Source organism: Pseudomonas sp. BW7P1 (assembly GCF_024981055.1).
GTDB classification, from domain to species: domain Bacteria; phylum Pseudomonadota; class Gammaproteobacteria; order Pseudomonadales; family Pseudomonadaceae; genus Aquipseudomonas; species Aquipseudomonas bananamidigenes.
This window is the reverse complement of sequence record NZ_CP103374.1, coordinates 4,646,314-4,668,733: the sequence shown is the minus strand read 5'-3', so window position 1 is coordinate 4,668,733 and position 22,420 is coordinate 4,646,314. Positions and strand designations below refer to the sequence as shown.

Here is a 22,420-nt window from a genome sequence, read left to right as displayed (position 1 = left end):
AATCCTTCCTCTGGCGACCGATGGTAGCCGGCGGCTCTGATCGGCAACAAGGCGGATTTCCGCCAAATTGTAGGACGAGACCGGGTGTGTTGGCGGAAATCCGCCACACTTGAGTAACCGGATGGTGACACAAAAAAACCTGCATCCCCTGATATCAAAAGGCTTGCAGCGATTTGCACCAAAGTGGCACGACGTTTGCGATAAGAGCGACAGAAACGTGCGCCGAGCCGGTCCGGGCAAGCGTCGTTCGACACAACAAATCCCTCCAGTGCAGGAGGGTTCGCAATTCAAGTGTCGCGTACAACAGATGGATGTTGCCACGCGGGACTCTTGAGGAACTTTGCAATGACGACTCGTCAGCCACTGTACAAATCCCTGTATTTCCAGGTGATCGTCGCAATCTGTATCGGTATTGCGCTCGGCCACTACTACCCGCAGCTCGGTGTGGCCGTGAAGCCGCTGGGTGACGGGTTCATCAAACTGATCAAAATGATCATCGCCCCTATCATCTTCTGCACCGTGGTCAGCGGCATCGCTGGCATGCAGAGCATGAAATCGGTGGGCAAGACCGGCGGTTACGCACTCCTGTACTTCGAAATCGTTTCGACCATCGCCCTGCTGGTCGGCCTGATCGTGGTCAACATCGTGCAGCCGGGCAACGGCATGCACATCGACGTTGCCACTCTCGACGCCTCGAAAGTCGCCACCTACGTGCAGCAAGGCGCTGACCAGAGCGTTGTCGGCTTCCTGCTCAACGTGATCCCGACCACCATCGTCGGCGCGTTCGCCACCGGTGACATCCTGCAAGTGCTGATGTTCTCGGTGATCTTCGGTTTCGCCCTGCATCGCCTGGGTGCCTACGGCAAGCCGATCCTGGACTTCATCGATCGTTTCGCTCACGTGATGTTCAACATCATCAACATGATCATGAAGCTCGCGCCGATCGGTGCCTTCGGTGCGATGGCCTTCACCATCGGCGCCTACGGTGTCGGCTCGCTGGTGCAGCTGGGTCAACTGATGGCCTGCTTCTACATCACTTGCCTGGCGTTCATCCTGATCGTGCTGGGTGCCATCGCCCGCATGCACGGCTTCAGCGTGCTGAAGATGATCCGCTACATCCGTGAAGAACTGCTGATCGTACTCGGCACTTCCTCGTCGGAATCGGTACTGCCACGCATGCTGATCAAAATGGAGCGTCTGGGCGCGAAGAAATCGGTAGTGGGTCTGGTGATCCCGACCGGTTACTCGTTCAACCTCGACGGTACCGCGATCTACCTGACCATGGCGGCCGTGTTCATCGCTCAGGCGACCGACACCCACATGGACATCACTCACCAGATCACCCTGCTGGTGGTGTTGCTGCTGTCCTCCAAAGGTGCCGCCGGTGTGACCGGTTCGGGCTTCATCGTGCTGGCCGCCACCCTGTCGGCGGTCGGTCACCTGCCGGTGGCCGGTCTGGCACTGATCCTGGGTATCGACCGCTTCATGTCCGAAGCCCGTGCCCTGACCAACCTTGTCGGCAACGCCGTTGCCACCATCGTTGTGGCCAAGTGGGTCAAGGAACTGGACACCGACGTACTGGACGCCGAGCTGGCCTCGGGCGGTCGCGGTATCGTTGATCAGCGTCACGAAGACGACCTGGGTGTGGCCGAGGGCCCGACCCCGAGCAACGTGAAATAAGCATCGCTTGAATGGAAAAACCCGCTTCGGCGGGTTTTTTCTTGACTGCGGTTTGAGCAAAACAGTCAGCACAACTGATGCATCCGGTAATTGCCCCATCGTCGACGGCTGCCTAGGCTGCAAGCATCGTTGATGGAGATCGCCCATGTCTGCACCGCTGGCCTCACTGAAGATTCTGGATTTCTCGACCCTGCTGCCGGGCCCGTTCGCCTCGCTGTTGCTGGCGGACATGGGCGCCGAGGTGCTGCGCATCGAATCGCCGACCCGGCTTGACCTTGTGCGGGTACTGCCGCCTCACGATCAGGGGATTTCGGCCAGCCATGCTTATCTGAATCGCAACAAGCGCAGTCTCGCACTGGATCTCAAGCAGCCCGCAGCGCTGGAACTGATCAAGCAGCTGCTGACGGATTACGACATCGTGCTGGAGCAGTTCCGCCCCGGGGTGATGGAACGGCTGGGCCTGGGTTACGAGGCGCTGAAGGCGATCAATCCGAAGCTGATTTATGTGTCGATCACCGGTTATGGCCAGACCGGGCCATACAGGGATCGCGCCGGCCACGACATCAATTATCTGGCGCTGGCCGGGCTCTCCAGCTACACCGGGCGGGCCGACAGCGGGCCGTTGCCGCTGGGCATGCAGGTGGCGGATGTCGCCGGTGGCTCGCTGCACGGAGTGATCGGTCTGCTCGCGGCGGTGATCGCCCGCCAACAGACCGGGCAGGGGACGCACCTGGATGTGAGCATGACCGACTGTGCATTCAGCCTGAACGCCATGGCCGGTGCCGGGTATCTGGCCTGCGGTGAAGAACCGGGTTGGGAGGACCAGATGCTCAACGGCGGCAGTTTCTATGACTATTACCGCTCCCGGGACGGGCGCTGGATGGCGGTGGGCAGTCTGGAGCCGGGTTTCATGCAGCACCTGTGTGCGGCGCTGGGCCGGCCTGAACTGGCGGCGCAGGGGTTGTCACCCAGACCCGAGCAGCAACGTGCACTCAAGGAGGCCTTGAAGGTGGAATTCGAGAAGCATGACTTTGCCGAGCTGTGCGAACGGTTCGCCGGTATCGATGCCTGCGTGGAACCCGTGCTGAAACTGGGCGAAGCGGTGCAGCATCCGCAATTACAGGCGCGGGAACTGGTGACTCGGGTACCGCGCGAGGATGGCTCGACGCAAGCGCAGATCGCTTGTCCGCTGAAGTTCTCTGAAGCGTTGCCGCCGCCCCGGCATGTCGGCGCGGCGCTGGGGCAGCATACGGATCAGGTGTTGGGGGAGTTGGGCTTGAGTGTTGAGCGGATTGCCGAATTGCGTGCGGCGAAAGTCGTTTTATAGCTCGTTCCAACGCAGAGCGTAAGAACGAGCTGAAGGGTTACTCGACCCGCATCTCGCCACTGAACACCAATGTATTTCGGCATCGGCGGCACAGATACCGTCGCCCCTGCCTGACCAGGCTGTGACGCTGGGCCGAAAACGGAAAATCGCTATCGGCACACGGGCATTTGTAGATGTAGCGGGTCACGCTGCGGCGCTTGACTTCATAGGTATGGCAGCGGTCCGGCGGCAATTCGTAGACGCCGCGCATGATCAGTTGCCACTCCTCGCCGTGGGGCTGGATGCGGTCGCCGAACAGTTGATGGGCGATCAGGTGCGCGACTTCATGGGCCACGGTCTGCTTGAGGAAATGTTCGGTGTTTTCCCGGTACAGCTGTGGATTGAAGCGCAGCAGGTTCTCGTGCAGATGCGCGACGCCGGCTTTTTGCCCGCGCAGCTTGAGGCTCACCACGGGGCGTTTGAAAGGACGTTTGAAAAAGGATTCAGCGAGTTGGAAACAGTCTTCGACGCGGGTATTGAGTTGCTCGGGCATGCTTGATGGATCTCCAGAGAGTCGGAGTATGCCGCAACCGTCCGGCCTTGCGTATCGCCGAACTGCCGAATGGTCGTGGTGCTTTTCCCTGGCGTGAGAAGGCCGCCTTGCGGCGGCCTGTGTTGGCGGATCTTGTTCTTCTCGGCGGTAAAACGCGCTAGTTCGTATAGACGGGCCCCACGCCCAGTCCCCAGACAATCACGGTAAACGCCATGATGGCGACCAGCACCACCAGCCCCACCGCCAGCACCGAGCTGGAAAACAGGAAGCCCTCGTCGGACGGAATGTTCATGAACGTCGGCAGACCCACATACAGCAGATACACCGTGTAGCAGATGGCTGCCGTGCCGACGATCATTCCCAGCCACATGTGGGGGTACAGCGCCGCCAGCCCGCCGACGAACAACGGTGTCGCGGTGTAGGTGGCGAATGCCACGCAGCGGGCCAGGCTCGGGTTGGCGTCATAGGTGCGGGCCATCCAGTGCACGAAGGCCCCCATCACCGCGACGCCCGCCAGCATGGCCAGATACGACATGATGGTCATCCACAACGCGCTTTCGACGGTGAGCATCACCGGTGCGCGATTGCCGATCACCCAGCCGACCTGTGTCGTTCCAATGAACGCCGAGACGGCGGGGATCGCCGCCAGGATCAGCGTGTGCGTCAGGTACATGTGGCTGATGCTTTCCTCTTGGTCGCCACGGATTTCCTTCCATTCCTGATCGGGGTGGGTAAAAAGTCCCACTACGTGATGGATCATGCCAGTCACTCCTCTCGTTATTGCCATCGCCCCCCAGCGGAGCGCCTACGGGCCAATGCGGCCGAGCAAATACAGGTCTTCAGATTGTGTGCGACCTTATGTCGCAGTATAGGAAGGACTTAACCGCACAGGTATCAGGGTCTTAGAGCAAATCGCGCTGTAAACCGGCGGGGTAATCGCGGTGAGGTCTGTGCGAGCGGGCATCGCCGGGGGCGACAACCTGTGGCCACAACCCCGGTGTTTTTGCGTAAAATGCCCGCCTTTCGTCACACCTCACGGATTTCGCGTCATGGGCACTCTTACGGTCAACCAGAACAAACTGCAAAAGCGCCTGCGCCGCCTGGCCGGCGAAGCAGTCACCGACTTCAACATGATCGAAGACGGCGACAAGGTCATGGTCTGCCTGTCCGGGGGCAAGGACAGCTACACCATGCTCGACGTGCTGATGCACCTGCAGAAGGTTGCGCCGATCAAGTTCGACATCGTCGCGGTGAACATGGACCAGAAGCAGCCGGGCTTTCCCGAGCATGTGCTGCCGGCCTATCTGAAAGAGCTGGGCATCGAGTACCACATCGTCGAGAAAGACACCTACTCGGTGGTCAAGGAGCTGGTGCCGGAAGGCAAGACCACCTGCTCGCTGTGCTCGCGCCTGCGTCGCGGCACGCTGTACACCTTTGCCGACGAGATCGGCGCGACCAAGATGGCCCTCGGTCATCATCGCGACGACATCGTCGAGACGTTCTTCCTCAACATGTTCTTCAACGGCACCCTGAAGGCGATGCCGCCGAAGCTGCGTGCCGACGACGGCCGTAACGTGGTGATCCGTCCGCTGGCCTACTGTAACGAAAAAGACATCCAGGCCTACTCGGACTTCAAGCAGTTCCCGATCATCCCGTGCAACCTCTGCGGTTCCCAGGAGAACCTGCAGCGTCAGGTGGTCAAGGAAATGCTTCAGGACTGGGAGCGCAAGACCCCGGGCCGCACCGAAAGCATTTTCCGCAGCCTGCAGAACGTGGTGCCGTCGCAACTGGCCGACCGCAACCTGTTCGACTTCACCAGCCTGAAGATTGATGAAACCGCCGCTTCGCGTTTCGTCAATGTCGTAAACCTGTAAACACAATCCAAGCAGGAGCGGGCTTGCTCGCGAAGGTGGTGTACCAGTCGATGCATGAGTCGACTGACACTCAGTCTTCGTCGGATCGCCGCCCGGAGCAAGCCCGCTCCCACATTGGTTTCTCGTTTCATTCAAAAGGAGAGGGCATGCGCGACTACAAGTGGCTGCACGAATACTGTCTGAACCGCTTCGGTTCGGCGGCTGAACTGGAAGCCCATCTGCCCGTCCCCAAGACCCCGGCGCAACTGCGCCAGGTCAGCGATGACCGCTACCTCTCGACCATGGCCCTGCGGGTGTTCCGGGCCGGACTCAAACACAGTCTGGTGGACGCCAAGTGGCCGGCCTTCGAAGAAGTGTTCTTCAGGTTCGATCCGGAAAAAGTCGTGCTGATGAGCGCCGAGCACCTGGAGCGGCTGATGCAGGATGCGCGGATCATCCGTCATCTGGGCAAACTGAAAAGCGTGCCGCGCAATGCGCAGTTCATTCTGGACGTCGAGAAAGAGAAGGGCAGTTTCGGCGCATTGTTGGCCGACTGGCCGGTGACCGACATCGTCGGTTTGTGGACGTATCTGAAAAAGCACGGCCATCAATTGGGCGGGCTGTCGGCGCCGCGCTTCCTGCGCATGGTCGGCAAGGACACCTTCGTCCCGAGCTATGACGTGGTTGCGGCGTTGAATGCACAGAAGATCGTCGACAAGGTGCCAAGCAGTCTGCGGGATCTGGCGACGGTGCAGAACGCATTCAATCAGTGGCACGAAGAAAGCGGCGGGCGGCCGATGAGCCAGATTTCGATGATGCTGGCTTACACCGTCAATCATTGAGACCGAGTGATCGTTCCTGCGCAAAACGTGGGAACGATCTCGGGACAGCTGTCAGGCGACGGAAACTTCGCCTTCGCCCGCCAGTTTGCGATTCAACTGATACCGCCACCGCACAAACAGCAACGCCGAGCAGAACACCGCCAGACTGGCGATCATCTCCAGTACGCCGAACAATTGGCGGCTCGGGTCATACGCCGCCAGTGCGCCCTTGATGAAATACAGGTTCACCACAAAGCACATCCACGAATGCCCGCGGGCGCTGCCCATGACCATCCCTGGTGCCAGCACCAGCCACGGGATCAGCTCGATCAGCAGAATCACCCACGGCCGTGCGCCATGCAGGTCGGCGAACACCAGGTAATACGCGGCGAGCAGTCCGGCCAGACCGAAAAAGCACAGCAGACTGATCACCCGCATCGCTCGCACCCGTGGCTCCAGCCATTCGACGGCGGGCAGGACTTTCGGCTTTCTGGCCATTTCAGCTCCCCAGTTTCAGGGCCGTTTTGGCCAGACGTGCGCCCAATGCACGGCAGAGCGCCACTTCGTGCTGATCGAGACCGCTTTTGCCGTCAGCCCCGGCGTGATGGCTGGCGCCATACGGCGTGCCGCCACCCTGGGTTTCCAGCAGCGCCGACTCGCTGTAGGGCAGGCCGGTGATCAGCATGCCGTGGTGCAGCAGCGGCAGCATCATCGACAGCAGCGTGGTTTCCTGCCCGCCGTGCAGGCTGGCGGTGGAGGTGAACACCCCGGCCGGTTTGCCGACCAGCGCGCCGGTCAGCCACAGGTTGCTGGTGCCGTCGAGGAAATACTTGAGCGGTGCGGCCATGTTGCCGAAGCGGGTCGGGCTGCCGAGGGCCAGGCCGGCGCAGTTCTTCAGGTCATCCAGCGTGGCATAGAGGGCGCCTTCATCAGGAATGTCCGGCGAAACCGCTTCGCACTCGGTGGAGATTGCCGGCACGGTGCGCAGACGGGCTTCGAGGCCGGCCTGTTCGACACCACGGGCGATCTGTCGGGCCATCTCGTTGGTCGAGCCGCTGCGGCTGTAATAGAGGACCAGAATGTACGGCGCACTCACGGCAACAGCTCCAGGATCCGCTCCGGCGGACGGCCGATGACGGCTTTGTCGCCCACTGCGAGAATCGGGCGCTCCATCAGCTTCGGATGCGCGGCGACCGCCTCGATCAATTGTTTCTCGGTGAGACTGGCATCTGCCAGATTCAGGGTTTTGTACTCATCTTCGCCGGTGCGCAGCAGTTGCCGGGCGCTGATCCCCAGCTTGCCGAGCAGGGCCTTGATCTGCGCGGCGTCCAGCGGCGTTTCGAGGTAGCGCACCACGTTTGGCGTGAGGCCGCGGGCTTCGAGCAGTTCGAGCGCGCCGCGGGATTTCGAGCAGCGCGGGTTGTGATAAAGCGTCAGATCGGTCATGGGCGGGTCGCTTCTTGCGTAGAGTGGCGGCTATTCTAACTGTGCAGCGCGCAATCCAGAACCTTGGGAGGCGATGGGTCGCAGGCGCATTCAATTTTTTACAAGGAACACGACATGACACGGGCACTGGCAGCGGCATTGACGTTCATCGGAGCGTTGATGCTGGGGGGCTGCGGTAACGACTATGGCATCGATCAGAACGGGCAGAAGGTCGCCTCCGAGCGCCTGGACAAGCAATGGGTCGTACTCAATTACTGGGCCGAATGGTGCGGTCCGTGCCGCACGGAAATTCCGGAACTCAATCATCTGGCCGATGAGCTCAAGGGCAAGAAGATCGGTGTGTTCGGGGTCAACTTCGACAATGTGCAGGGTGAAGAGCTGAAAGCTGCCAGCGAGAAACTCGGCATCAGGTTCACCGTGCTGGCGCAGGATCCGGCGGACGTGTTCGAGCTGCCGCGCAGTGAAGCCTTGCCGGTGACCTACATCATCGACAACAAGGGCAAGGTGCGTGAACAGTTGATGGGCGAGCAGACGGCGGCGGGGGTGATGGCGAAGCTTGACGCGTTGAAGGCGACCAACTGAGGAGCGCTCCCACGCATTGCGTGGGAGCCTTTCGGTCCGACAGGATCAACCCTCTTCCAGCCACCAGCGTAACGGCTTGCCTTCGGCAGGCCAGAAGCGCATCTGCTCGATAGGGGAAACGTCCCAGCGCTGCACTTTCTCCAATGCCTGCAGGAACCGCTGTTCCTGCTCCATGAGAGCAGGCGCGCACAATTTGCGGGTCTTGCCGATCTTGCCGAAGCTGAGCCTGTCGCCGTCGAGGGTATAGGGCGCGAACCAGTGATTGCAGCCACCGTTGCCATAGGCCCGGCCATCTTCGCCGAGGGTCACGGTCAGGTGGCTGTAGTCGATCAGCGGTCGTTCGCCGATCCATTCCAGTATGTAGCTGCGGTCCTGTTGCAGTTGCACAGGTTCTGCGGCGCAACCCATCAGGCCGGCGCTCACAGCGGCGGTCAGGGCCAGATGCTTCATCACGCCGGCTCCTGGCATTTCGGGCACAGGTGCCGGTCGCCGACGGCCTTCCAGCCCAGTTCGGCGATGCGTGCCGTGGCGGCCGGTTTTTCAGCCGTTTTGCCGAGTCTGGCATCTACCGCGAATTCGAAGCTCAGTTCTTTGGCGCAGCTGTCGCAGTTGACTTGCCAGGTATGGATCGCCAGTTCACCGAACACCGGGCCGGAGGTCATGGCGGTCCATTGTCCCGGCGGATTGATCAGGTGGCGCACGGTTTCGACGGTCAGGCGCATGGACAGGTCCTTGCTGCCTTTGAGGGTCACCAACAGCACATCGCCGATACGGATCGAGCCGCCGTTGCCGGTGACCTGATAACGGCCCGGAACCAGGGCGCGGCATTCGGTGAGGGTGTGTTGCGGGTTCATCAGGGTGTAGCGGAAATCGTGTTCGACCATGGGTCCTCCAAATATGCGCGACATGCTAGCACGGGCGCGATTGCAGGATGACGCGGGCTTGCGACCTTCGATCCGGTTCAAATCGGCCGTGCAGTCGTGGCAAACTGCCGCCAACTTTTCTAAGGAACGGAACATGGCATTGATCGAATGTTATGAATGCAAGCGGAACATCAGTTCCGAAGCGACAGCATGCATTCATTGTGGCGCTCCAATGGCGGAGGAACAGGCACAGGCTGCACGACCGGCCTCTGCGTCGACGATTTCCTTCGGCAGCCTGCCGCGCAACAAGGCTGTCCCTGAAACGTTCGCCGCAGCCCCTGCGTCTGCCCCCGAACCCAAAGTCATGCCCGCCGCGGCCGGTCGCCGGCGTCGACAGCAGGCCGAACGAGCGGCCACACCTCAGTTGAATGCCGACGGCGTGCGTCCGGTTGAAGGCTGGTTGAAGATCATGGCGTTCCTGATGCCGATGGTCTTTGTCTGGTTCCTGTTGCGCAGTGGTCACTCCCTCAAACAGCGGTTTTTCGGTTTCGGCTGGTTGGGGCTGCTGATCCTCGCGTCCACACTATCCCCGACCGGACCTCACTGAGGTTTCAGCCTTCGACCTGGTTCTGCGGTGATCCCGCCGCCCAGGTCGCAATATTGTGCAACGTGGTCGTGGCGATGGCGCCCAGCGCCTCGCGGGTCAGGAATGCCTGGTGCGCGGTAACGATCACGTTGGGGAAGGTCAGCAAACGTGCCAGCACATCGTCCTGCAACGGCAGGTCGGAACGGTCCTCGAAAAACAGTTGCGCCTCTTCTTCATAAACGTCCAGCCCCAGATAGCCCAACTGACCGTCCTTCAAGGCTTCGATCAGCGCCGGTGTGTCCACCAGGCCGCCGCGCCCGGTGTTGATCAACATCGCCCCGGGCCGCATGTGCGCCAGCGAATGGCGGTTGATCAGGTGTTTGCTCTGTTCGTTGAGCGGGCAATGCAGACTGATGATCTGCGATTGTTCGAGCAGTTGCGGCAAGCTCAGATAACGCGCGCCCAAGGCTTCCACGGCCGGGTTCGGGAACGGGTCGAAGGCCAGCAGTTCGCAGCCGAAGCCGTGCATGATTTTCGCGAACGTCGCGCCGATCTGGCCGGTGCCGACAATGCCGACGGTTTTGCCGACAAGATCGAAGCCGGTCAGACCGTGCAGGCTGAAATCGCCTTCGCGGGTGCGGTTGTAGGCCCGGTGCAGCCGGCGGTTGAGGGCAAGAATCAGCGCCACCGCATGCTCGGCCACCGCATGGGGCGAATAGGCTGGAACCCGAACGACGTCGAGTCCCAGACGTTTGGCAGCGCCCAGATCGACATGGTTGTAACCGGCCGAGCGCAACGCGATCAGCCGGGTTCCGCCGGCTGCCAGACGCTCCAGCACAGGCGCGCCGAGGTCATCATTGATGAAGGCACAGACCACGTCATGCCGCTCGGCCAGCGGTGCAGTATCCAGACTGAGCCGGGCCGGTTGGAAGTGCAGTTCGATGCCGGCCGGGCAGTCGGCGGCGAGGAAGCTGTCGCGGTCGTAGGTCTGGCTGCTGAAAACGATCGTGCGCATGCAATTCTCCTGAAGCATCGACGCGGGCGCGATTCACCCGCGTCAACTTTAGCCGCGCCAGCGCGGATCGGCATTGCCGTGGATCAGGCGCTGATCTTCGCTTGTGCCGCCAGACGATTGATCGCCCGCTCCAGTTCATCCAGAGCGCTGGAAGCCTTGGGGTCTTCCTGCTTGAGCAGGGTTTCGCTGCGCTGGCAGGCTGCGCGCAATTGCGGCACGCCACAGTAGCGGGTCGCGCCATGCAGGCGGTGGACCCGCTCGAGCAGAGCGTTCTGATCCTGACTGTCGCGGGCAGCGCGAATGGCTTCGCGGTCGGCCTCGAGCGAGGCCAGCAGCATGGCGAGCATGTCCGCCGCCAGATCCGCCTTGCCGGCAGCCAGGCGCAAGCCTTCTTCGTGATCGAGGACCGGCAGGTCCTGCTGTCCCGTCAGGCTTTCGCCCCCGCGGTCCGGGGCCTGATTGCGCAACGCAAGGCCGGTCCACTTCAGCACCACCTGGGCCAGTTGACGCTCGCTGATCGGCTTGGTCAGGTAGTCGTCCATGCCGCTTTGCAGCAGGGCACGTTTTTCGTTGGCCATGGCATGGGCGGTAAGGGCGACGATCGGCAGCGGCGTGCAATGCCGTTCGCTTTCCCACTGGCGGATGGTCTCGGTGCTCTGACGCCCGTCCATGCCCGGCATCTGCACGTCCATCAGCACCAGATCGAAGGATTCGTTCTGCACCGCCTTGACGGCGGCATAACCGCTTTCCACGGCCAGTACCTTGGCGCCCATGTCTTCGAGCAGGGTTTGCACCAGCAACAGGTTGGCGGGGTTGTCGTCGACGCACAGCACTTTCGGCGCACGGCTCGACAAGGGTTCGCCGGGGTCGCTGCGCATGGGTCGTGGATTGACCATGTCCGACAACGCTCGACGCAACTTGCGGGTGCAGGCCGGTTTGGCCTGGAGCTGGCTGTGAGGATTGGGCACCGAGAGATGGAACAGTGTCAGCTCGGTGGTCGGGCACAACACCAATACCCGGCAACCGAGATGTTCCAGGTCCCAGATGTGCTGGTTGAGCCGTTCCGGCGGCATGTCGTTGCTGGTGATGCCGAGCACCGCGAGGTCGATGGCCTGATCCGTCTGGTGGGCGCCGGTGACGCCATTGGTCAGGCTTTCCAGGGTATTGAACGGCGTGACGTCGAGGCCGCAGTCTTCCAGTTGATGCTGCAAGGCCTGACGCGCCAGCTCGTGGTTCTCCAGCACCGCAACCCGGCGCCCGAGCAACGGTGCGGCGGGCAGGTCTTCGGCATCGTCGCGGGTCTTGGGCAGGCTCAGGCTGATCCAGAATTCCGAACCTTCGCCAGGCGTACTGTCGACCCCGATCTCGCCACCCATCTGTTCGATCAGACGCTTGGAAATCACCAGCCCCAGACCGGTGCCGCCGGGCTGACGCGACAGCGAATTGTCGGCCTGGCTGAAGGCCTGGAACAGCGCGCGCACGTCCTGGTTCGACAGACCGATGCCGGTGTCCTGAATGCTGATGCGCAGTTGCACGCTGTCTTCGTGTTCTTCTTCGAGCATGGCGCGGGCGACGATGGTGCCTTCGCGGGTGAACTTGATGGCGTTGCTCACCAGGTTGGTGAGGATCTGCTTGAGCCGCAGCGGGTCGCCGACCAGCGACAGTGGTGTGTCGCGGTACACCAGGCTCACCAGTTCCAGCTGCTTGGCGTGGGCGGCAGGGGCGAGGATGGTCAGGGTGTCCTGCAACAGGTCGCGCAGGTTGAACGGGATGTGGTCGAGTACCAGTTTGCCGGCCTCGATTTTCGAGAAATCGAGGATTTCGTTGATGATCCCCAGCAGGCTGTCGGCGGATTTTTCGATGGTGCCCAGATAGTCGAGCTGGCGCGGGGTGAGTTCGCTTTTCTGCAACAGGTGGGTGAAACCGAGAATGCCGTTGAGCGGCGTGCGGATTTCGTGACTCATGTTGGCGAGGAATTCGGATTTGATCCGGCTCGCTTCCAGGGCTTCCTTGCGGGCCAGGTCCAGTTCGATGTTCTGGATCTCGATGGTTTCCAGATTCTGGCGTACGTCTTCGGTGGCCTGGTCGACGCTGTGCTGCAGTTCTTCCCGGGCGTTTTGCAAGGTGCCGGCCATGCGGTTGATGCCGGACGCCAATTCATCCAGCTCCTGACTGCCGAGCGGCGGCAGGCGGGTTTCCAGGTGACCGTCCTTGAGCTGGGCGACCGCTTGCTTGATCTGGCTGATCGGGCGATTGATCGTGCGGCCCATGCGTACCGCCAGCAGCGCGGCGCCGGCCAGCCCCGCAGCAATCAGTAACAGGCTGGCAAACAGGCTGCGGTAACCGCGCAGCAACATGCCGTTATGCGACAGTTCCAGCTCGACCCAGCCGAGCAGCCGGTCGGACTCTTCAGGGATCATCTCGCCGGCCAGATTGCGGTGCTTGCCGAATACCGGCAGCAGATAGCGAGTGGCATCGTTGCCGCTGCGGCGCAGCAATTGCGTGCTGTCGCCGCTGGGGGCCTGATTGAGCATGGTCGGGCCGGCGTGGGCCAGTGGCGAGCGGTCGGGCGCCAGGAAGGTCACCGCGCGCACGTCGGGTTGTTCAAGGGACTGGGTGGCAATACGCTCAAGCCATTCGGCATCGCCATGACCCATGGCCCGCGCCACGAGCGGCGCGAGCTGTTCGGCGATCATTTCCCCGCGCTGCATCAATTGGGACTGCAGGTCGGACTGCTGCATCCAGGTGAAATAGCCGCCCAGCACCAGCGCCATCAGGCTGGTCGGCAACAGGGTCAGCAACAATACGCGACCTTTGATTCCCAGTTTCTTGAGCACGCCTTTCTCCCGCATCCCGCCGATCGTTGACTCACACGTGCTTCCGGCACGCGACATGGGCGCAGTGTAGCGATTTGCTTGCGGGCATTCCCGGGAAAAATGATGTCGTGGCCGGTCTTTTCCGGCGCGGGTCATTTGTCCGACAGGTCAACCTTGGGTTGCCCGGCAGCGGTCAATCTTGAATAATCACCCAACTGAGAACTATTTGCAGATAGTCATGACTCCTGTCTCTGTTGGCCAGCCACGCATTCTTTCCATCGAGGACGATCCCGTACTCGGTGCCTATGTCCATGAACAACTGGGGCGCAGTGGCTTTCAGGTGACCTGGTGCCGCAACGGCAACGAGGGTTTGAGCGTCGCCCGGCGTCAGGCATTCGATGTGGTGTTGATGGACATCCTGTTACCGGGCCTTGACGGCCTGAACCTGTTGACTCAATTGCGTCAGAGCCATTCCACGCCGGTGCTGCTGATGTCGGCGCTGGGGGCGGAGGCCGATCGCATCAGCGGTTTTCGCCTGGGGGCCGACGACTATCTGCCCAAACCCTTCAGCATGGCCGAACTGCATGTACGGATCGAAGCGATTCTGCGCCGGGTCGCGCTCGATCGGCGTCCGGCTGCGGTCGCCGAGCCTGTGATGGCGGGAGGGCTGCATTTCGACGATCAGCGGTGCGAAGTGTTCTACCACGATCAACCGGCCGGCCTCACTCGCAGCGAATTCCGTCTGCTGGAAACCCTCAATCGCAATGATGAAGAGGTGTTGAGCAAGGCCTTCCTTTATCAGCACGTTCTTCAGCGTGGCTACGCGGCCCACGACCGCAGCCTCGACATGCACATCAGCCAGATCCGCCGCAAACTCAAATCGATCGGCTATACCGAGCGGGAAGTGCGCACGGTGTGGGGCAAGGGCTACAGGCTGAGTGCCGTCGATGAAAGTGTCTGACCTGCCGGGTCGGCATTCGCTGTTCTGGAAACTGGCCTGCCTGCTGGTGGCGTTCTGTCTATTGATGATCTGGCTGAGCTGGTCCTGGGGTCGGTATATGGAGCAGCGCAACCAGTTCCTCTCCGACGAGGCGCGCGGCACATTGACCCGTTATGCCGCCGAGGCCGAACAAGCCTGGCGCCAGGGCGGGCGCAAAGGTGTCGATGGCTGGTTGCAGGGCATGGAATTGCGCGAGCGTGCGTGGGTCGGCGTGATCGACGGCAATTTGCAGTCGCTGAGCAGCGATCCTTTGAGCGGGCAGGAAATCCAGCGTCTGACCTTTCTGCGCGGGCTGGACTGGCCGATCCACAAGAAGGGTCGACCATGGCTGCGTGTGCCATTTCCCACGGAGTCGTCCGCCGGCAGTCTGGTCGTCGAGTTGCCTGAACGATTCGTGCCGGGCAAGTACCGGGTGTTCTGGCGAGTGATCACCAACGGTGTGATTCCCGGCCTGTTCACGTTGCTGCTGTGTGTGGGGCTGTATCGCTTGCTGGTGGTGCCACTGAACAATCTGCGCGAGCAGGCCAATGCGTGGCGTGCCGATCAATTGAGTGTGCGTCTGTCGGGTGGCATCACGCGGCGCCCGGACGAACTGGGCGAGTTGGCCCGGGCCTTCGATTCGATGTCCGAACGCCTGCAATCGACCGTTGCCCTGCAACAGCAATTGTTGCGCGACCTGTCCCACGAACTGCGCACGCCCCTGAGTCGCCTGCGGGTAGCCAGTGACAGTGAGCAGGATCTGCTGTCGTTGCGCGAGCGCATCGGTCGCGAAGTCGATGGCATGCAGCGGCTGGTGGACGACACCCTGCAACTGGCCTGGCTCGAAACCGAGCGTTCGCCCTTGCCGGACGAAGCGATCCAGGTCCAGGCGTTGTGGGAGATGCTCACCGATGACGCCTGCTACGAAACCGGCTGGCCGACGCTGCAATTGCACTGCACGGTGGACTCATCGTGCTGGGTGCGCGGCAACCTCAATACCTTGGCCCAGGCGCTGGAGAACATCCTGCGTAACGCCATCCGTCATTCGCCAGCGCACGGTATCGTCCGTCTGAATGGCCGGCGTGCCGGGGACTACTGGCATCTGTGGCTGGAGGACGAGGGCGGTGGTGTGGCCGAAGAGGATCTGGAACGGATCTTCTCGCCGTTCACCCGACTCGACGGCTCGCGGCCGGGAGATGGTGGTTTCGGTCTGGGGTTGAGCATTGCGAGGAATGCGGTACTGCGCCAGGGCGGGACTTTGTGGGCGGAGAACGGCCAGTCGGGATTACGATTGAATTTGCGGTTGGTGGCGGATGACAGCGCCGCCCATTCCGGCGCCTTGGCTGGCAAGCCAGCGCCCACACTGGACATGAGTCGCCCGCGAATTGTGTGAGCAGCAAAAAAGTCGCACCACCGGCGCGACTTTTAATGCTTATTCCAAGAAACCATAAGCATCACACTTTGCGTGATATGGGCCGTGCAGGTTTGCCGGTATGATAGGCGCCCCCGCTGTCCGGATTGCGAAAAACGCCATGACCTTGCAGTACCCAACCATCGCCGATTGCGTCGGCAACACGCCGCTGGTGCGTTTGCAGCGCCTGCCCGGTGTCACCAGCAACACCCTGTTGCTCAAGCTCGAAGGGAACAACCCGGCAGGTTCGGTCAAGGACCGTCCAGCGCTGTCGATGATCACCCGTGCCGAATTGCGCGGGCAGATCCATCCCGGCGATACCCTGATCGAGGCGACCTCGGGCAATACCGGCATCGCCCTGGCGATGGCTGCCGCGATCAAGGGTTACAAGATGATCCTGATCATGCCGGACAACTCCAGCGCCGAGCGCAAGGCGGCGATGACCGCCTATGGTGCTCAGTTGATTCTGGTCAGCCAGGAAGAAGGCATGGAAGGCGCTCGCGATCTGGCGCAGCGGATGGAAGCCGAAGGCCGTGGCAAGGTGCTGGACCAGTTCGCCAACGGCGACAATCCCGAAGCGCACTACACCACCACCGGCCCGGAAATCTGGCGTCAGACCCAGGGCTCGATCACCCATTTCGTCAGCTCCATGGGGACCACCGGCACCATCATGGGCGTGTCGCGCTACCTGAAAGAGCAGAGCGACAAGGTACAGATCATCGGCCTGCAACCGATGGAAGGCTCGGCCATTCCCGGTATCCGCCGCTGGCCGCAGGAATACCTGCCGAAGATTTATCAGGCCGACCGCGTCGACCGTATCGTCGACATGGCGCAAAGCGAAGCCGAGGACGTCACCCGACGTCTGGCCCGCGAAGAAGGCATCTTTTGCGGTGTGTCCTCGGGCGGTGCGGTGGCGGCGATGCTGCGTCTGTCCAAAGAAGTCGAGAACGCGGTGATCGTCGCGATCATCTGTGACCGTGGCGACCGATACCTGTCGACCGGCATTTTCGACGCGGCCAACTGATGGCAAAGCACGATAGAGGCCTGCGCTTCCAGCCCACCGGCGGCAGCAAGGCCCCGCAACTCCCGACCGGCAAAAAGCAGCGCTTGAAGATCGAGCGCCTGGCCAACGACGGTCGCGGCATCGCGTTTTTTGAAGGAAAAACCTGGTTCGTCCTCGGCGCTCTGGCGGGTGAAGAGGTCGAGGCCCGCGTGCTCGGTGCCCACGGCAAAGTGGTCGAGGCGCGCACCGAGCGTGTGTTCACCGCCAGCGAATTGCGTCGCCCGGCACCTTGCCGGCATGCCGGTCGTTGCGGCGGTTGCAGCGTCCAGCATTTGTCCCATGACGAACAGCTCGCCCTGAAACAGCGCATGCTCGCCGAGCAATTGTCGCGAGTCGCCGGTGTCGAACCCGAAGAATGGGCCGCGCCGCTGACCGGTCCTGAATTCGGCTACCGTCGCCGCGCCCGGGTCGCCGTGCGCTGGGACAGCAAGGCCAAAACGCTTGAGGTCGGATTCCGTGCCGCCGGCAGTCAGGACATCGTTGCGATCAGTGAATGCCCGGTGCTGGTACAGCCCTTGCAACCGATCATGACCCGTTTGCCGGAGATGCTTCGTCGCTTGAGCAAGCCTCAGGCGCTGGGGCATGTCGAATTGTTCAGCGGTTCATCCCTGGCCGTTCTGTTGCGCCACATGGCGCCGCTGTCCGAGACCGATCTGACGATCCTCAAGGATTTTTGTGCATTCCATGAAGCGCAACTGTGGCTGCATGGCGAAGGCGAACCGCAACCGGTCGATGCCGCCCAGTCGCTGGGCTACCGTCTGCAACAGTGGGGTCTGGATCTGGCGTATCGCCCGGGGGATTTCATCCAGGTCAACGCCGGTGTCAACGAAGCCATGGTGGCCCAGGCTCTGGACTGGCTGAAGCCGGCTGCGGGCGAGCGCGTGCTCGATCTGTTTTGCGGTCTCGGCAACTTTGCCTTGCCGCTGGCCGGATCCGTACGTGAAGTGGTGGCGGTCGAAGGCGTGCAGACCATGGTCGATCGCGCGGCGTTGAATGCCGCCAGTAACAATTTGCATAACACAAGGTTTTTTCAGGCCGATTTATCCCAGCCTTTGACCGATGCCGAATGGATCGGAAACGGCTTTTCTGCGGTACTCTTGGACCCACCGCGTGACGGTGCTTTCGAGGTGGTGCGCAAGCTCGCGACCCTGGGTGCCGAGCGGTTGGTGTATGTATCGTGCAACCCTGCAACTCTGGCGCGCGATACGGTCGAATTGATCAAACAGGGCTACCGGTTAAAACGTGCCGGGATTCTCGATATGTTTCCTCAGACGGCGCATGTCGAGGCCATGGCGTTATTTGAAGCGAGCTAGGATGGCTCGTCTGATCCGACTGATCCGCCCGTGCAGCACTCGTCTGAGCCCCGCGAGTGCGAACGGGCAATCAAGGTCAGTGATTTGACGCATTGAGTCTGCGTCGTAGGGAAGGTAAAGCAAGATGGTACAGGTGAGAGCACACCAGCCGATCAACACCGACGGCAGTATCAATCTCGAGGCTTGGCTCGATCATGCGGTCAGTGTCGATCTGGCACTGGATCGCGAAGCCTTGAAGGAGGCCTGTGAGTACGCTCGACAGGCCGAGCAACAGTCCAATGCGGCGAACAATCTCTGGTCCGAAGGCAGCGGCAGTTTCAGCACGGGCCTTGAGATCGCCGAGATTCTCGCCGACCTCAAGCTTGATCAGGATTCACTGGTCGCGGCGGTGCTTTACCGTGGCGTACGCGAAGGTCAGATCGAGCTGTCGGCGGTCAGCCAGCGCTTCGGGCCGGTGGTCGCCAAGCTGATCGACGGCGTGCAGCGCATGGCGGCGATCAGTGCCAGCCTCAGCCCGCGCCAGTCGATGGTGATGGGCACCCAGGGTCAGGTGGAAAACCTGCGCAAGATGCTGGTGGCGATGGTCGACGACGTGCGCGTCGCGCTGATCAAGCTCGCCGAACGCACCTGCGCGATCCGTGCGGTGAAGACTGCCGACGACGAGAAGCGCAACCGGGTTGCCCGGGAAGTGTTCGACATCTATGCGCCACTGGCCCACCGGCTCGGCATCGGTCATATCAAATGGGAACTGGAGGACCTGTCCTTCCGTTATCTGGAGCCCGACCAATACAAACAGATTGCCAAGCTGCTGCACGAACGGCGGCTCGACCGCGAGCGTTTCATCTCTGATGTGATGACCCAGCTCAAGGACGAATTGCAGGCCACCGGTGTCGATGCCGACATCAGCGGCCGGGCGAAGCACATCTATTCGATCTGGCGCAAAATGCAGCGCAAGGGTCTGGAATTCAGCCAGATCTACGACGTGCGCGCCGTGCGGGTGCTGGTGCCGGAAATGCGCGACTGCTACACCGCGCTCGGCATCGTCCACACCCTGTGGCGGCACATTCCGAAAGAGTTCGACGACTACATCGCCAACCCGAAAGAGAACGGCTACCGCTCGCTGCATACGGCGGTGATCGGCCCTGAGGGCAAGGTGCTGGAAGTCCAGATCCGCACCCATTCGATGCATGAAGAGGCCGAGCTCGGCGTCTGCGCGCACTGGCGTTACAAGGGCACCGACGTCAAGTCCGGCTCGAACCACTATGAAGAGAAAATCTCCTGGTTGCGTCAGGTGCTCGAGTGGCACGAAGAGCTGGGCGACATCGGTGGTCTGGCCGAACAATTGCGGGTCGATATCGAACCGGACCGGGTCTACATCTTTACCCCGGACGGTCACGCCATTGACTTGCCGAAAGGTGCGACACCGCTGGACTTCGCCTACCGCGTGCACACCGAAATCGGTCACAACTGCCGTGGCGCCAAGATCAACGGGCGGATCGTGCCGCTCAACTACAGCCTGCAGACCGGTGAGCAGGTCGAGATCATCACCAGCAAGCACGGCACGCCGAGCCGCGACTGGCTGAACCCGAACCTCGGTTACGTCACCACGTCCCGGGCGCGGGCGAAGATCGTTCACTGGTTCAAGTTGCAGGCACGCGACCAGAACGTCGCGGCAGGCAAGACCCTGATCGAGCGCGAACTGAATCGCCTCGGTCTGCCGGCGGTGGATTTCGACAAGCTGGCCGAAAAGGCCAACATGAAAACCGCCGAAGACATGTTCGCCGCCCTCGGAGCCGGCGACCTGCGACTGGCGCAACTGGTCAACCTGGCGCAGCAACTGGTCGAGCCGGAGCGCGGCAACGAACAGCTGGAACTGATTCCGCGCAAGGCCACGGGCTACAAGCCGGGCAAGCGCGGCGACATTCAGATCCAGGGTGTCGGCAACCTGATGACCCAGATGGCCGGCTGCTGCCAGCCGTTGCCGGGCGATGCGATCGTCGGCTACATCACCCAGGGCCGCGGCGTGAGCATTCACCGTCAGGACTGCGCCTCGGTGCTGCAACTGGCCGGGCGTGAGCCGGAGCGGATCATCCAGGTCAGCTGGGGGCCGGTGCCGGTGCTCACCTATCCGGTGGATATCGTCATCCGTGCCTACGACCGTTCCGGTCTGCTGCGAGACGTTTCGCAGGTGCTGCTCAACGAGCGGATCAATGTGCTGGCGGTCAACACCCGCTCGAACAAGGAAGACAACACTGCACTGATGTCCCTGACCATCGAGATTCCGGGACTGGACGCACTGGGGCGGTTGCTGGGGCGGATCTCCCAGTTGCCGAACATCATCGAGACGCGGCGTAACCGGACTCCATGAAATCGACCTACAGCCTTGAAGACCTGTTGCACCTGATGAACCGTCTGCGCGACCCGCAGTACGGTTGCCCGTGGGACATCAAGCAGACCTACGCAACCATCGTCCCGCACACCCTCGAGGAAGCCTATGAAGTCGCCGACGCCATCGAGCGCGGCGACTTCGATCACTTGCAGGGCGAATTGGGCGATCTGTTGTTTCAGGTGGTGTATTACAGCCAACTGGCCCGGGAAGAAGGGCGGTTCGAATTCGCCGGGGTGGTCGACAGCATCACCCGCAAGCTGATTCGCCGTCATCCGCACGTCTTCCCGACCGGCGATCTGTATGCGCCGCTGGATGTACCGCGCCTGAGCGAAGATCAGGTCAAGCAGCGCTGGGAGGAGATCAAGGCCGAAGAGCGTGCCGAGAAATCCGCCGAGCCGCAGCAACTGTCGCTGCTCGATGATGTTCCCGCTGCGTTGCCGGCCTTGTCCCGCTCGGCCAAGTTGCAAAAGCGCGCGGGGCAGGTCGGTTTTGACTGGCCGGACGCGTTGCCGGTGCTGGACAAGGTGCGCGAGGAGCTCGATGAAGTGCTCGAAGCCATGTCCGAGAATGATCCTGAAGCGGTGGCCGACGAGATCGGTGACCTGCTGTTTTCCGTGGTCAATCTGGCCCGGCATCTGAAGGTCGATCCGGAAACCGCGTTACGCGGCGCCAATGGCAAGTTCGAACGACGCTTCCGTTTTATCGAACAGGCATTGCGCGACACCCATCGCCCCATGGAAGATTGCACCCTCGAAGAGTTGGACGCCCTGTGGGGCGAAGCCAAACGTCAGGAAAAGAATTTGCCCAGCTGCGGCTGAGCCGTAGCCCAAGTGAGTAAGCATCAATGAGCCTTTCCCTTCGCGACCAGTTGCTCAAGGCAGGACTGGTCAACCAAAAGCAGGCCAAGCAGGTCAGCAAGGAAAAACAGAAGCAACAGCGACTGGCCCACAAAGGCCAGATCGAGCTGGACGACTCCCAGCAGCGCGCAGCCCAGGAAGCCATGGCCGAGAAGGTCAAGCGCGACCAGGAGCTGAACCGCCAGCAACAGGAGAAGGCCGAGGCCAAGGCTCGCGCCGCGCAGGTCAAGCAGTTGATCGAAGTCTCGCGTCTGCCGAAGCTGACCACCGAGGACTACTACAACTTCGTCGACGACAAGAAGGTCAAGCGCATCTCGGTCAACACGCTGATGCGCAACAAGCTCAGCAATGGTTCGCTGGCCATCGTGCATCATGCCGGCGGCTACGAAGTGATCCCCCGTGAGGCGGCCCTGAAAATTCAGGAGCGCGACCCGCAGCGCATCGTGCAGTTGAACGAGAAGGTCGAAGAGGTCGCAGCCGAGGATGATCCGTACGCGGCGTACGTGATTCCTGACGACCTGATGTGGTAATTGTCTGTGGCGAGAGCGCTTGCTCCCGTCGGGTCGAAAAGCGGCCCTGATGAAGCCCGATAACGACGAACCCCGCCAATGGCGGGGTTCGTCGTTTTCAATGCTGTGGTTTCGGGTCAGGCGGATTTCAGATCCCGCTGCTGTTCCAGCAGTTCCAGTTCAGCCTTGTAGTTGTGGGCATCGATCTCGTTGTGGAACATGCCGACCAGCAAGTCTTGTTGATGCACATCCCAGATCCGTACGCCGGCGGCTACGCCTTCATGGGACATGTGTGAATCGTCGCGTTCAGTTACTTTTACAGTCATCTGCTAGCTCCAATCTCTGTTATCTGCAGCAAGGCGTGTGCAGGGCTCTTTT

General features: G+C 61.5%; 23 protein-coding genes. 13 read left to right on the top strand and 10 right to left on the bottom strand.

Annotated elements, in window-relative coordinates; all coding sequences use genetic code 11:
* Positions 1–345: 345 nt before the first annotated feature.
* Entirely contained in the window at positions 346–1,680 is a 1,335-nt protein-coding gene (locus NWV16_RS21005) for a dicarboxylate/amino acid:cation symporter (protein WP_260520606.1), read from the top strand.
* Between the two features lie 145 nt (positions 1,681–1,825).
* Positions 1,826–3,007: a CaiB/BaiF CoA transferase family protein gene (locus tag NWV16_RS21000; RefSeq protein ID WP_260520605.1), complete on the top strand. Its 1,182-nt coding sequence runs from the start codon at positions 1,826–1,828 to the stop codon at positions 3,005–3,007.
* Between the two features lie 37 nt (positions 3,008–3,044).
* Here NWV16_RS21000 and NWV16_RS20995 read toward each other — a convergent pair whose 3' ends face one another.
* Positions 3,045–3,539 carry a SprT family zinc-dependent metalloprotease gene (locus tag NWV16_RS20995; protein WP_007957760.1) on the bottom strand — a complete coding sequence of 165 codons (495 nt, stop codon included), beginning with the start codon at positions 3,537–3,539 and terminating at the stop codon, positions 3,045–3,047.
* Between the two features lie 157 nt (positions 3,540–3,696).
* The gene (locus tag NWV16_RS20990) at positions 3,697–4,299 is read right to left on the bottom strand and encodes a Yip1 family protein (RefSeq protein ID WP_260520604.1); all 603 of its coding nucleotides are present in this window, start codon (positions 4,297–4,299) and stop codon (positions 3,697–3,699) included.
* 289 nt (positions 4,300–4,588) lie between these two features.
* On the opposite strand from NWV16_RS20990, the gene ttcA reads away from it, so the two are divergent.
* Both ttcA and NWV16_RS20980 read left to right on the top strand, forming a co-directional pair.
* Complete coding sequence (gene ttcA, locus NWV16_RS20985) at positions 4,589–5,413, top strand: tRNA 2-thiocytidine(32) synthetase TtcA (protein WP_260520603.1); 825 nt, start codon at positions 4,589–4,591, stop codon at positions 5,411–5,413.
* 146 nt (positions 5,414–5,559) lie between these two features.
* Positions 5,560–6,234: a DNA-3-methyladenine glycosylase I gene (locus NWV16_RS20980; RefSeq protein WP_065261658.1), complete on the top strand. Its 675-nt coding sequence runs from the start codon at positions 5,560–5,562 to the stop codon at positions 6,232–6,234.
* 51 nt (positions 6,235–6,285) lie between these two features.
* Here the strand turns inward: NWV16_RS20980 and NWV16_RS20975 are convergent, their stop codons facing one another.
* Genes NWV16_RS20975 through arsC form a run of 3 tightly spaced genes read right to left on the bottom strand, consistent with a single transcriptional unit; the run spans position 6,286 to position 7,659 of the window.
* Positions 6,286–6,711, bottom strand: a complete 426-nt coding sequence (locus NWV16_RS20975; protein ID WP_260520602.1) for a DUF2069 domain-containing protein — start codon at positions 6,709–6,711, stop codon at positions 6,286–6,288.
* Between the two features lies 1 nt (position 6,712).
* Positions 6,713–7,309 carry an NAD(P)H:quinone oxidoreductase gene (gene wrbA, locus NWV16_RS20970; RefSeq protein ID WP_260520601.1) on the bottom strand — a complete coding sequence of 199 codons (597 nt, stop codon included), beginning with the start codon at positions 7,307–7,309 and terminating at the stop codon, positions 6,713–6,715.
* Positions 7,306–7,659, bottom strand: a complete 354-nt coding sequence (gene arsC / locus NWV16_RS20965) for an arsenate reductase (glutaredoxin) (protein ID WP_260520600.1) — start codon at positions 7,657–7,659, stop codon at positions 7,306–7,308. The genes wrbA and arsC overlap by 4 nt, the downstream gene beginning before the upstream one ends.
* 114 nt (positions 7,660–7,773) lie before the next feature.
* Between arsC and NWV16_RS20960 the strand changes: the two genes are divergently transcribed.
* Positions 7,774–8,241 (top strand): TlpA disulfide reductase family protein, encoded by a 468-nt coding sequence (locus NWV16_RS20960; protein ID WP_260520599.1) that lies wholly within the window; start codon positions 7,774–7,776, stop codon positions 8,239–8,241.
* Positions 8,242–8,286: 45 nt separating this feature from the next.
* Here the strand turns inward: NWV16_RS20960 and NWV16_RS20955 are convergent, their stop codons facing one another.
* Positions 8,287–8,691 (bottom strand): META domain-containing protein, encoded by a 405-nt coding sequence (locus NWV16_RS20955; RefSeq protein WP_260520598.1) that lies wholly within the window; start codon positions 8,689–8,691, stop codon positions 8,287–8,289.
* Complete coding sequence (locus NWV16_RS20950) at positions 8,691–9,125, bottom strand: hypothetical protein (protein WP_260520597.1); 435 nt, start codon at positions 9,123–9,125, stop codon at positions 8,691–8,693. Before NWV16_RS20950 ends, NWV16_RS20955 begins: the two co-directional genes overlap by 1 nt.
* A 133-nt stretch (positions 9,126–9,258) precedes the next feature.
* Between NWV16_RS20950 and NWV16_RS20945 the strand changes: the two genes are divergently transcribed.
* The gene (locus NWV16_RS20945) at positions 9,259–9,711 is read left to right on the top strand and encodes a hypothetical protein (protein ID WP_260523562.1); all 453 of its coding nucleotides are present in this window, start codon (positions 9,259–9,261) and stop codon (positions 9,709–9,711) included.
* A gap of 4 nt (positions 9,712–9,715) precedes the next feature.
* On the opposite strand, the gene NWV16_RS20940 is transcribed toward NWV16_RS20945, so the two are convergent.
* Positions 9,716–10,705 (bottom strand): 2-hydroxyacid dehydrogenase, encoded by a 990-nt coding sequence (locus NWV16_RS20940; protein ID WP_260520596.1) that lies wholly within the window; start codon positions 10,703–10,705, stop codon positions 9,716–9,718.
* 83 nt (positions 10,706–10,788) lie between these two features.
* The gene (locus tag NWV16_RS20935) at positions 10,789–13,542 is read right to left on the bottom strand and encodes a response regulator (RefSeq protein WP_065261674.1); all 2,754 of its coding nucleotides are present in this window, start codon (positions 13,540–13,542) and stop codon (positions 10,789–10,791) included.
* Positions 13,543–13,759: 217 nt separating this feature from the next.
* On the opposite strand from NWV16_RS20935, the gene NWV16_RS20930 reads away from it, so the two are divergent.
* The 7 genes from NWV16_RS20930 (at position 13,760) to NWV16_RS20900 (ending at position 22,063) form a co-directional block, all read left to right on the top strand.
* The gene (locus NWV16_RS20930) at positions 13,760–14,482 is read left to right on the top strand and encodes a response regulator transcription factor (protein WP_260520595.1); all 723 of its coding nucleotides are present in this window, start codon (positions 13,760–13,762) and stop codon (positions 14,480–14,482) included.
* Positions 14,469–15,893 carry a sensor histidine kinase gene (locus NWV16_RS20925; RefSeq protein WP_260520594.1) on the top strand — a complete coding sequence of 475 codons (1,425 nt, stop codon included), beginning with the start codon at positions 14,469–14,471 and terminating at the stop codon, positions 15,891–15,893. Before NWV16_RS20930 ends, NWV16_RS20925 begins: the two co-directional genes overlap by 14 nt.
* Before the next feature lie 139 nt (positions 15,894–16,032).
* Positions 16,033–16,935 (top strand): cysteine synthase CysM, encoded by a 903-nt coding sequence (cysM, locus tag NWV16_RS20920; RefSeq protein ID WP_260523561.1) that lies wholly within the window; start codon positions 16,033–16,035, stop codon positions 16,933–16,935.
* Entirely contained in the window at positions 16,935–18,287 is a 1,353-nt protein-coding gene (gene rlmD, locus NWV16_RS20915) for a 23S rRNA (uracil(1939)-C(5))-methyltransferase RlmD (RefSeq protein ID WP_260520593.1), read from the top strand. The genes cysM and rlmD overlap by 1 nt, the downstream gene beginning before the upstream one ends.
* 124 nt (positions 18,288–18,411) lie before the next feature.
* Positions 18,412–20,655, top strand: coding sequence for a GTP diphosphokinase (gene relA / locus NWV16_RS20910; RefSeq protein ID WP_260520592.1), 2,244 nt, complete (start codon positions 18,412–18,414; stop codon positions 20,653–20,655).
* Positions 20,652–21,494, top strand: coding sequence for a nucleoside triphosphate pyrophosphohydrolase (mazG, locus tag NWV16_RS20905; RefSeq protein ID WP_260520591.1), 843 nt, complete (start codon positions 20,652–20,654; stop codon positions 21,492–21,494). Before relA ends, mazG begins: the two co-directional genes overlap by 4 nt.
* A 26-nt stretch (positions 21,495–21,520) precedes the next feature.
* Complete coding sequence (locus NWV16_RS20900) at positions 21,521–22,063, top strand: DUF2058 domain-containing protein (RefSeq protein WP_260520590.1); 543 nt, start codon at positions 21,521–21,523, stop codon at positions 22,061–22,063.
* A gap of 116 nt (positions 22,064–22,179) precedes the next feature.
* On the opposite strand, the gene NWV16_RS20895 is transcribed toward NWV16_RS20900, so the two are convergent.
* Positions 22,180–22,368, bottom strand: a complete 189-nt coding sequence (locus NWV16_RS20895; protein ID WP_260520589.1) for a hypothetical protein — start codon at positions 22,366–22,368, stop codon at positions 22,180–22,182.
* Positions 22,369–22,420 lie beyond the last annotated feature (52 nt).

What these genes read in the sequence shown, in the direction of transcription:
- NWV16_RS21005 (WP_260520606.1), top strand. Translation starts at nt 346, where the DNA reads ATGACGACTCGTCAGCCACTGTACAAATCCCTGTATTTCCAGGTGATC.
- NWV16_RS21000 (WP_260520605.1), top strand. Translation starts at nt 1,826, where the DNA reads ATGTCTGCACCGCTGGCCTCACTGAAGATTCTGGATTTCTCGACCCTG.
- NWV16_RS20995 (WP_007957760.1), bottom strand. Translation starts at nt 3,539, where the DNA reads ATGCCCGAGCAACTCAATACCCGCGTCGAAGACTGTTTCCAACTCGCT.
- NWV16_RS20990 (WP_260520604.1), bottom strand. Translation starts at nt 4,299, where the DNA reads ATGATCCATCACGTAGTGGGACTTTTTACCCACCCCGATCAGGAATGG.
- ttcA (WP_260520603.1), top strand. Translation starts at nt 4,589, where the DNA reads ATGGGCACTCTTACGGTCAACCAGAACAAACTGCAAAAGCGCCTGCGC.
- NWV16_RS20980 (WP_065261658.1), top strand. Translation starts at nt 5,560, where the DNA reads ATGCGCGACTACAAGTGGCTGCACGAATACTGTCTGAACCGCTTCGGT.
- NWV16_RS20975 (WP_260520602.1), bottom strand. Translation starts at nt 6,711, where the DNA reads ATGGCCAGAAAGCCGAAAGTCCTGCCCGCCGTCGAATGGCTGGAGCCA.
- arsC (WP_260520600.1), bottom strand. Translation starts at nt 7,659, where the DNA reads ATGACCGATCTGACGCTTTATCACAACCCGCGCTGCTCGAAATCCCGC.
- NWV16_RS20960 (WP_260520599.1), top strand. Translation starts at nt 7,774, where the DNA reads ATGACACGGGCACTGGCAGCGGCATTGACGTTCATCGGAGCGTTGATG.
- NWV16_RS20955 (WP_260520598.1), bottom strand. Translation starts at nt 8,691, where the DNA reads ATGAAGCATCTGGCCCTGACCGCCGCTGTGAGCGCCGGCCTGATGGGT.
- NWV16_RS20950 (WP_260520597.1), bottom strand. Translation starts at nt 9,125, where the DNA reads ATGGTCGAACACGATTTCCGCTACACCCTGATGAACCCGCAACACACC.
- NWV16_RS20945 (WP_260523562.1), top strand. Translation starts at nt 9,259, where the DNA reads ATGGCATTGATCGAATGTTATGAATGCAAGCGGAACATCAGTTCCGAA.
- NWV16_RS20940 (WP_260520596.1), bottom strand. Translation starts at nt 10,705, where the DNA reads ATGCGCACGATCGTTTTCAGCAGCCAGACCTACGACCGCGACAGCTTC.
- NWV16_RS20930 (WP_260520595.1), top strand. Translation starts at nt 13,760, where the DNA reads ATGACTCCTGTCTCTGTTGGCCAGCCACGCATTCTTTCCATCGAGGAC.
- NWV16_RS20925 (WP_260520594.1), top strand. Translation starts at nt 14,469, where the DNA reads ATGAAAGTGTCTGACCTGCCGGGTCGGCATTCGCTGTTCTGGAAACTG.
- cysM (WP_260523561.1), top strand. Translation starts at nt 16,033, where the DNA reads ATGACCTTGCAGTACCCAACCATCGCCGATTGCGTCGGCAACACGCCG.
- rlmD (WP_260520593.1), top strand. Translation starts at nt 16,935, where the DNA reads ATGGCAAAGCACGATAGAGGCCTGCGCTTCCAGCCCACCGGCGGCAGC.
- relA (WP_260520592.1), top strand. Translation starts at nt 18,412, where the DNA reads ATGGTACAGGTGAGAGCACACCAGCCGATCAACACCGACGGCAGTATC.
- mazG (WP_260520591.1), top strand. Translation starts at nt 20,652, where the DNA reads ATGAAATCGACCTACAGCCTTGAAGACCTGTTGCACCTGATGAACCGT.
- NWV16_RS20900 (WP_260520590.1), top strand. Translation starts at nt 21,521, where the DNA reads ATGAGCCTTTCCCTTCGCGACCAGTTGCTCAAGGCAGGACTGGTCAAC.
- NWV16_RS20895 (WP_260520589.1), bottom strand. Translation starts at nt 22,368, where the DNA reads ATGACTGTAAAAGTAACTGAACGCGACGATTCACACATGTCCCATGAA.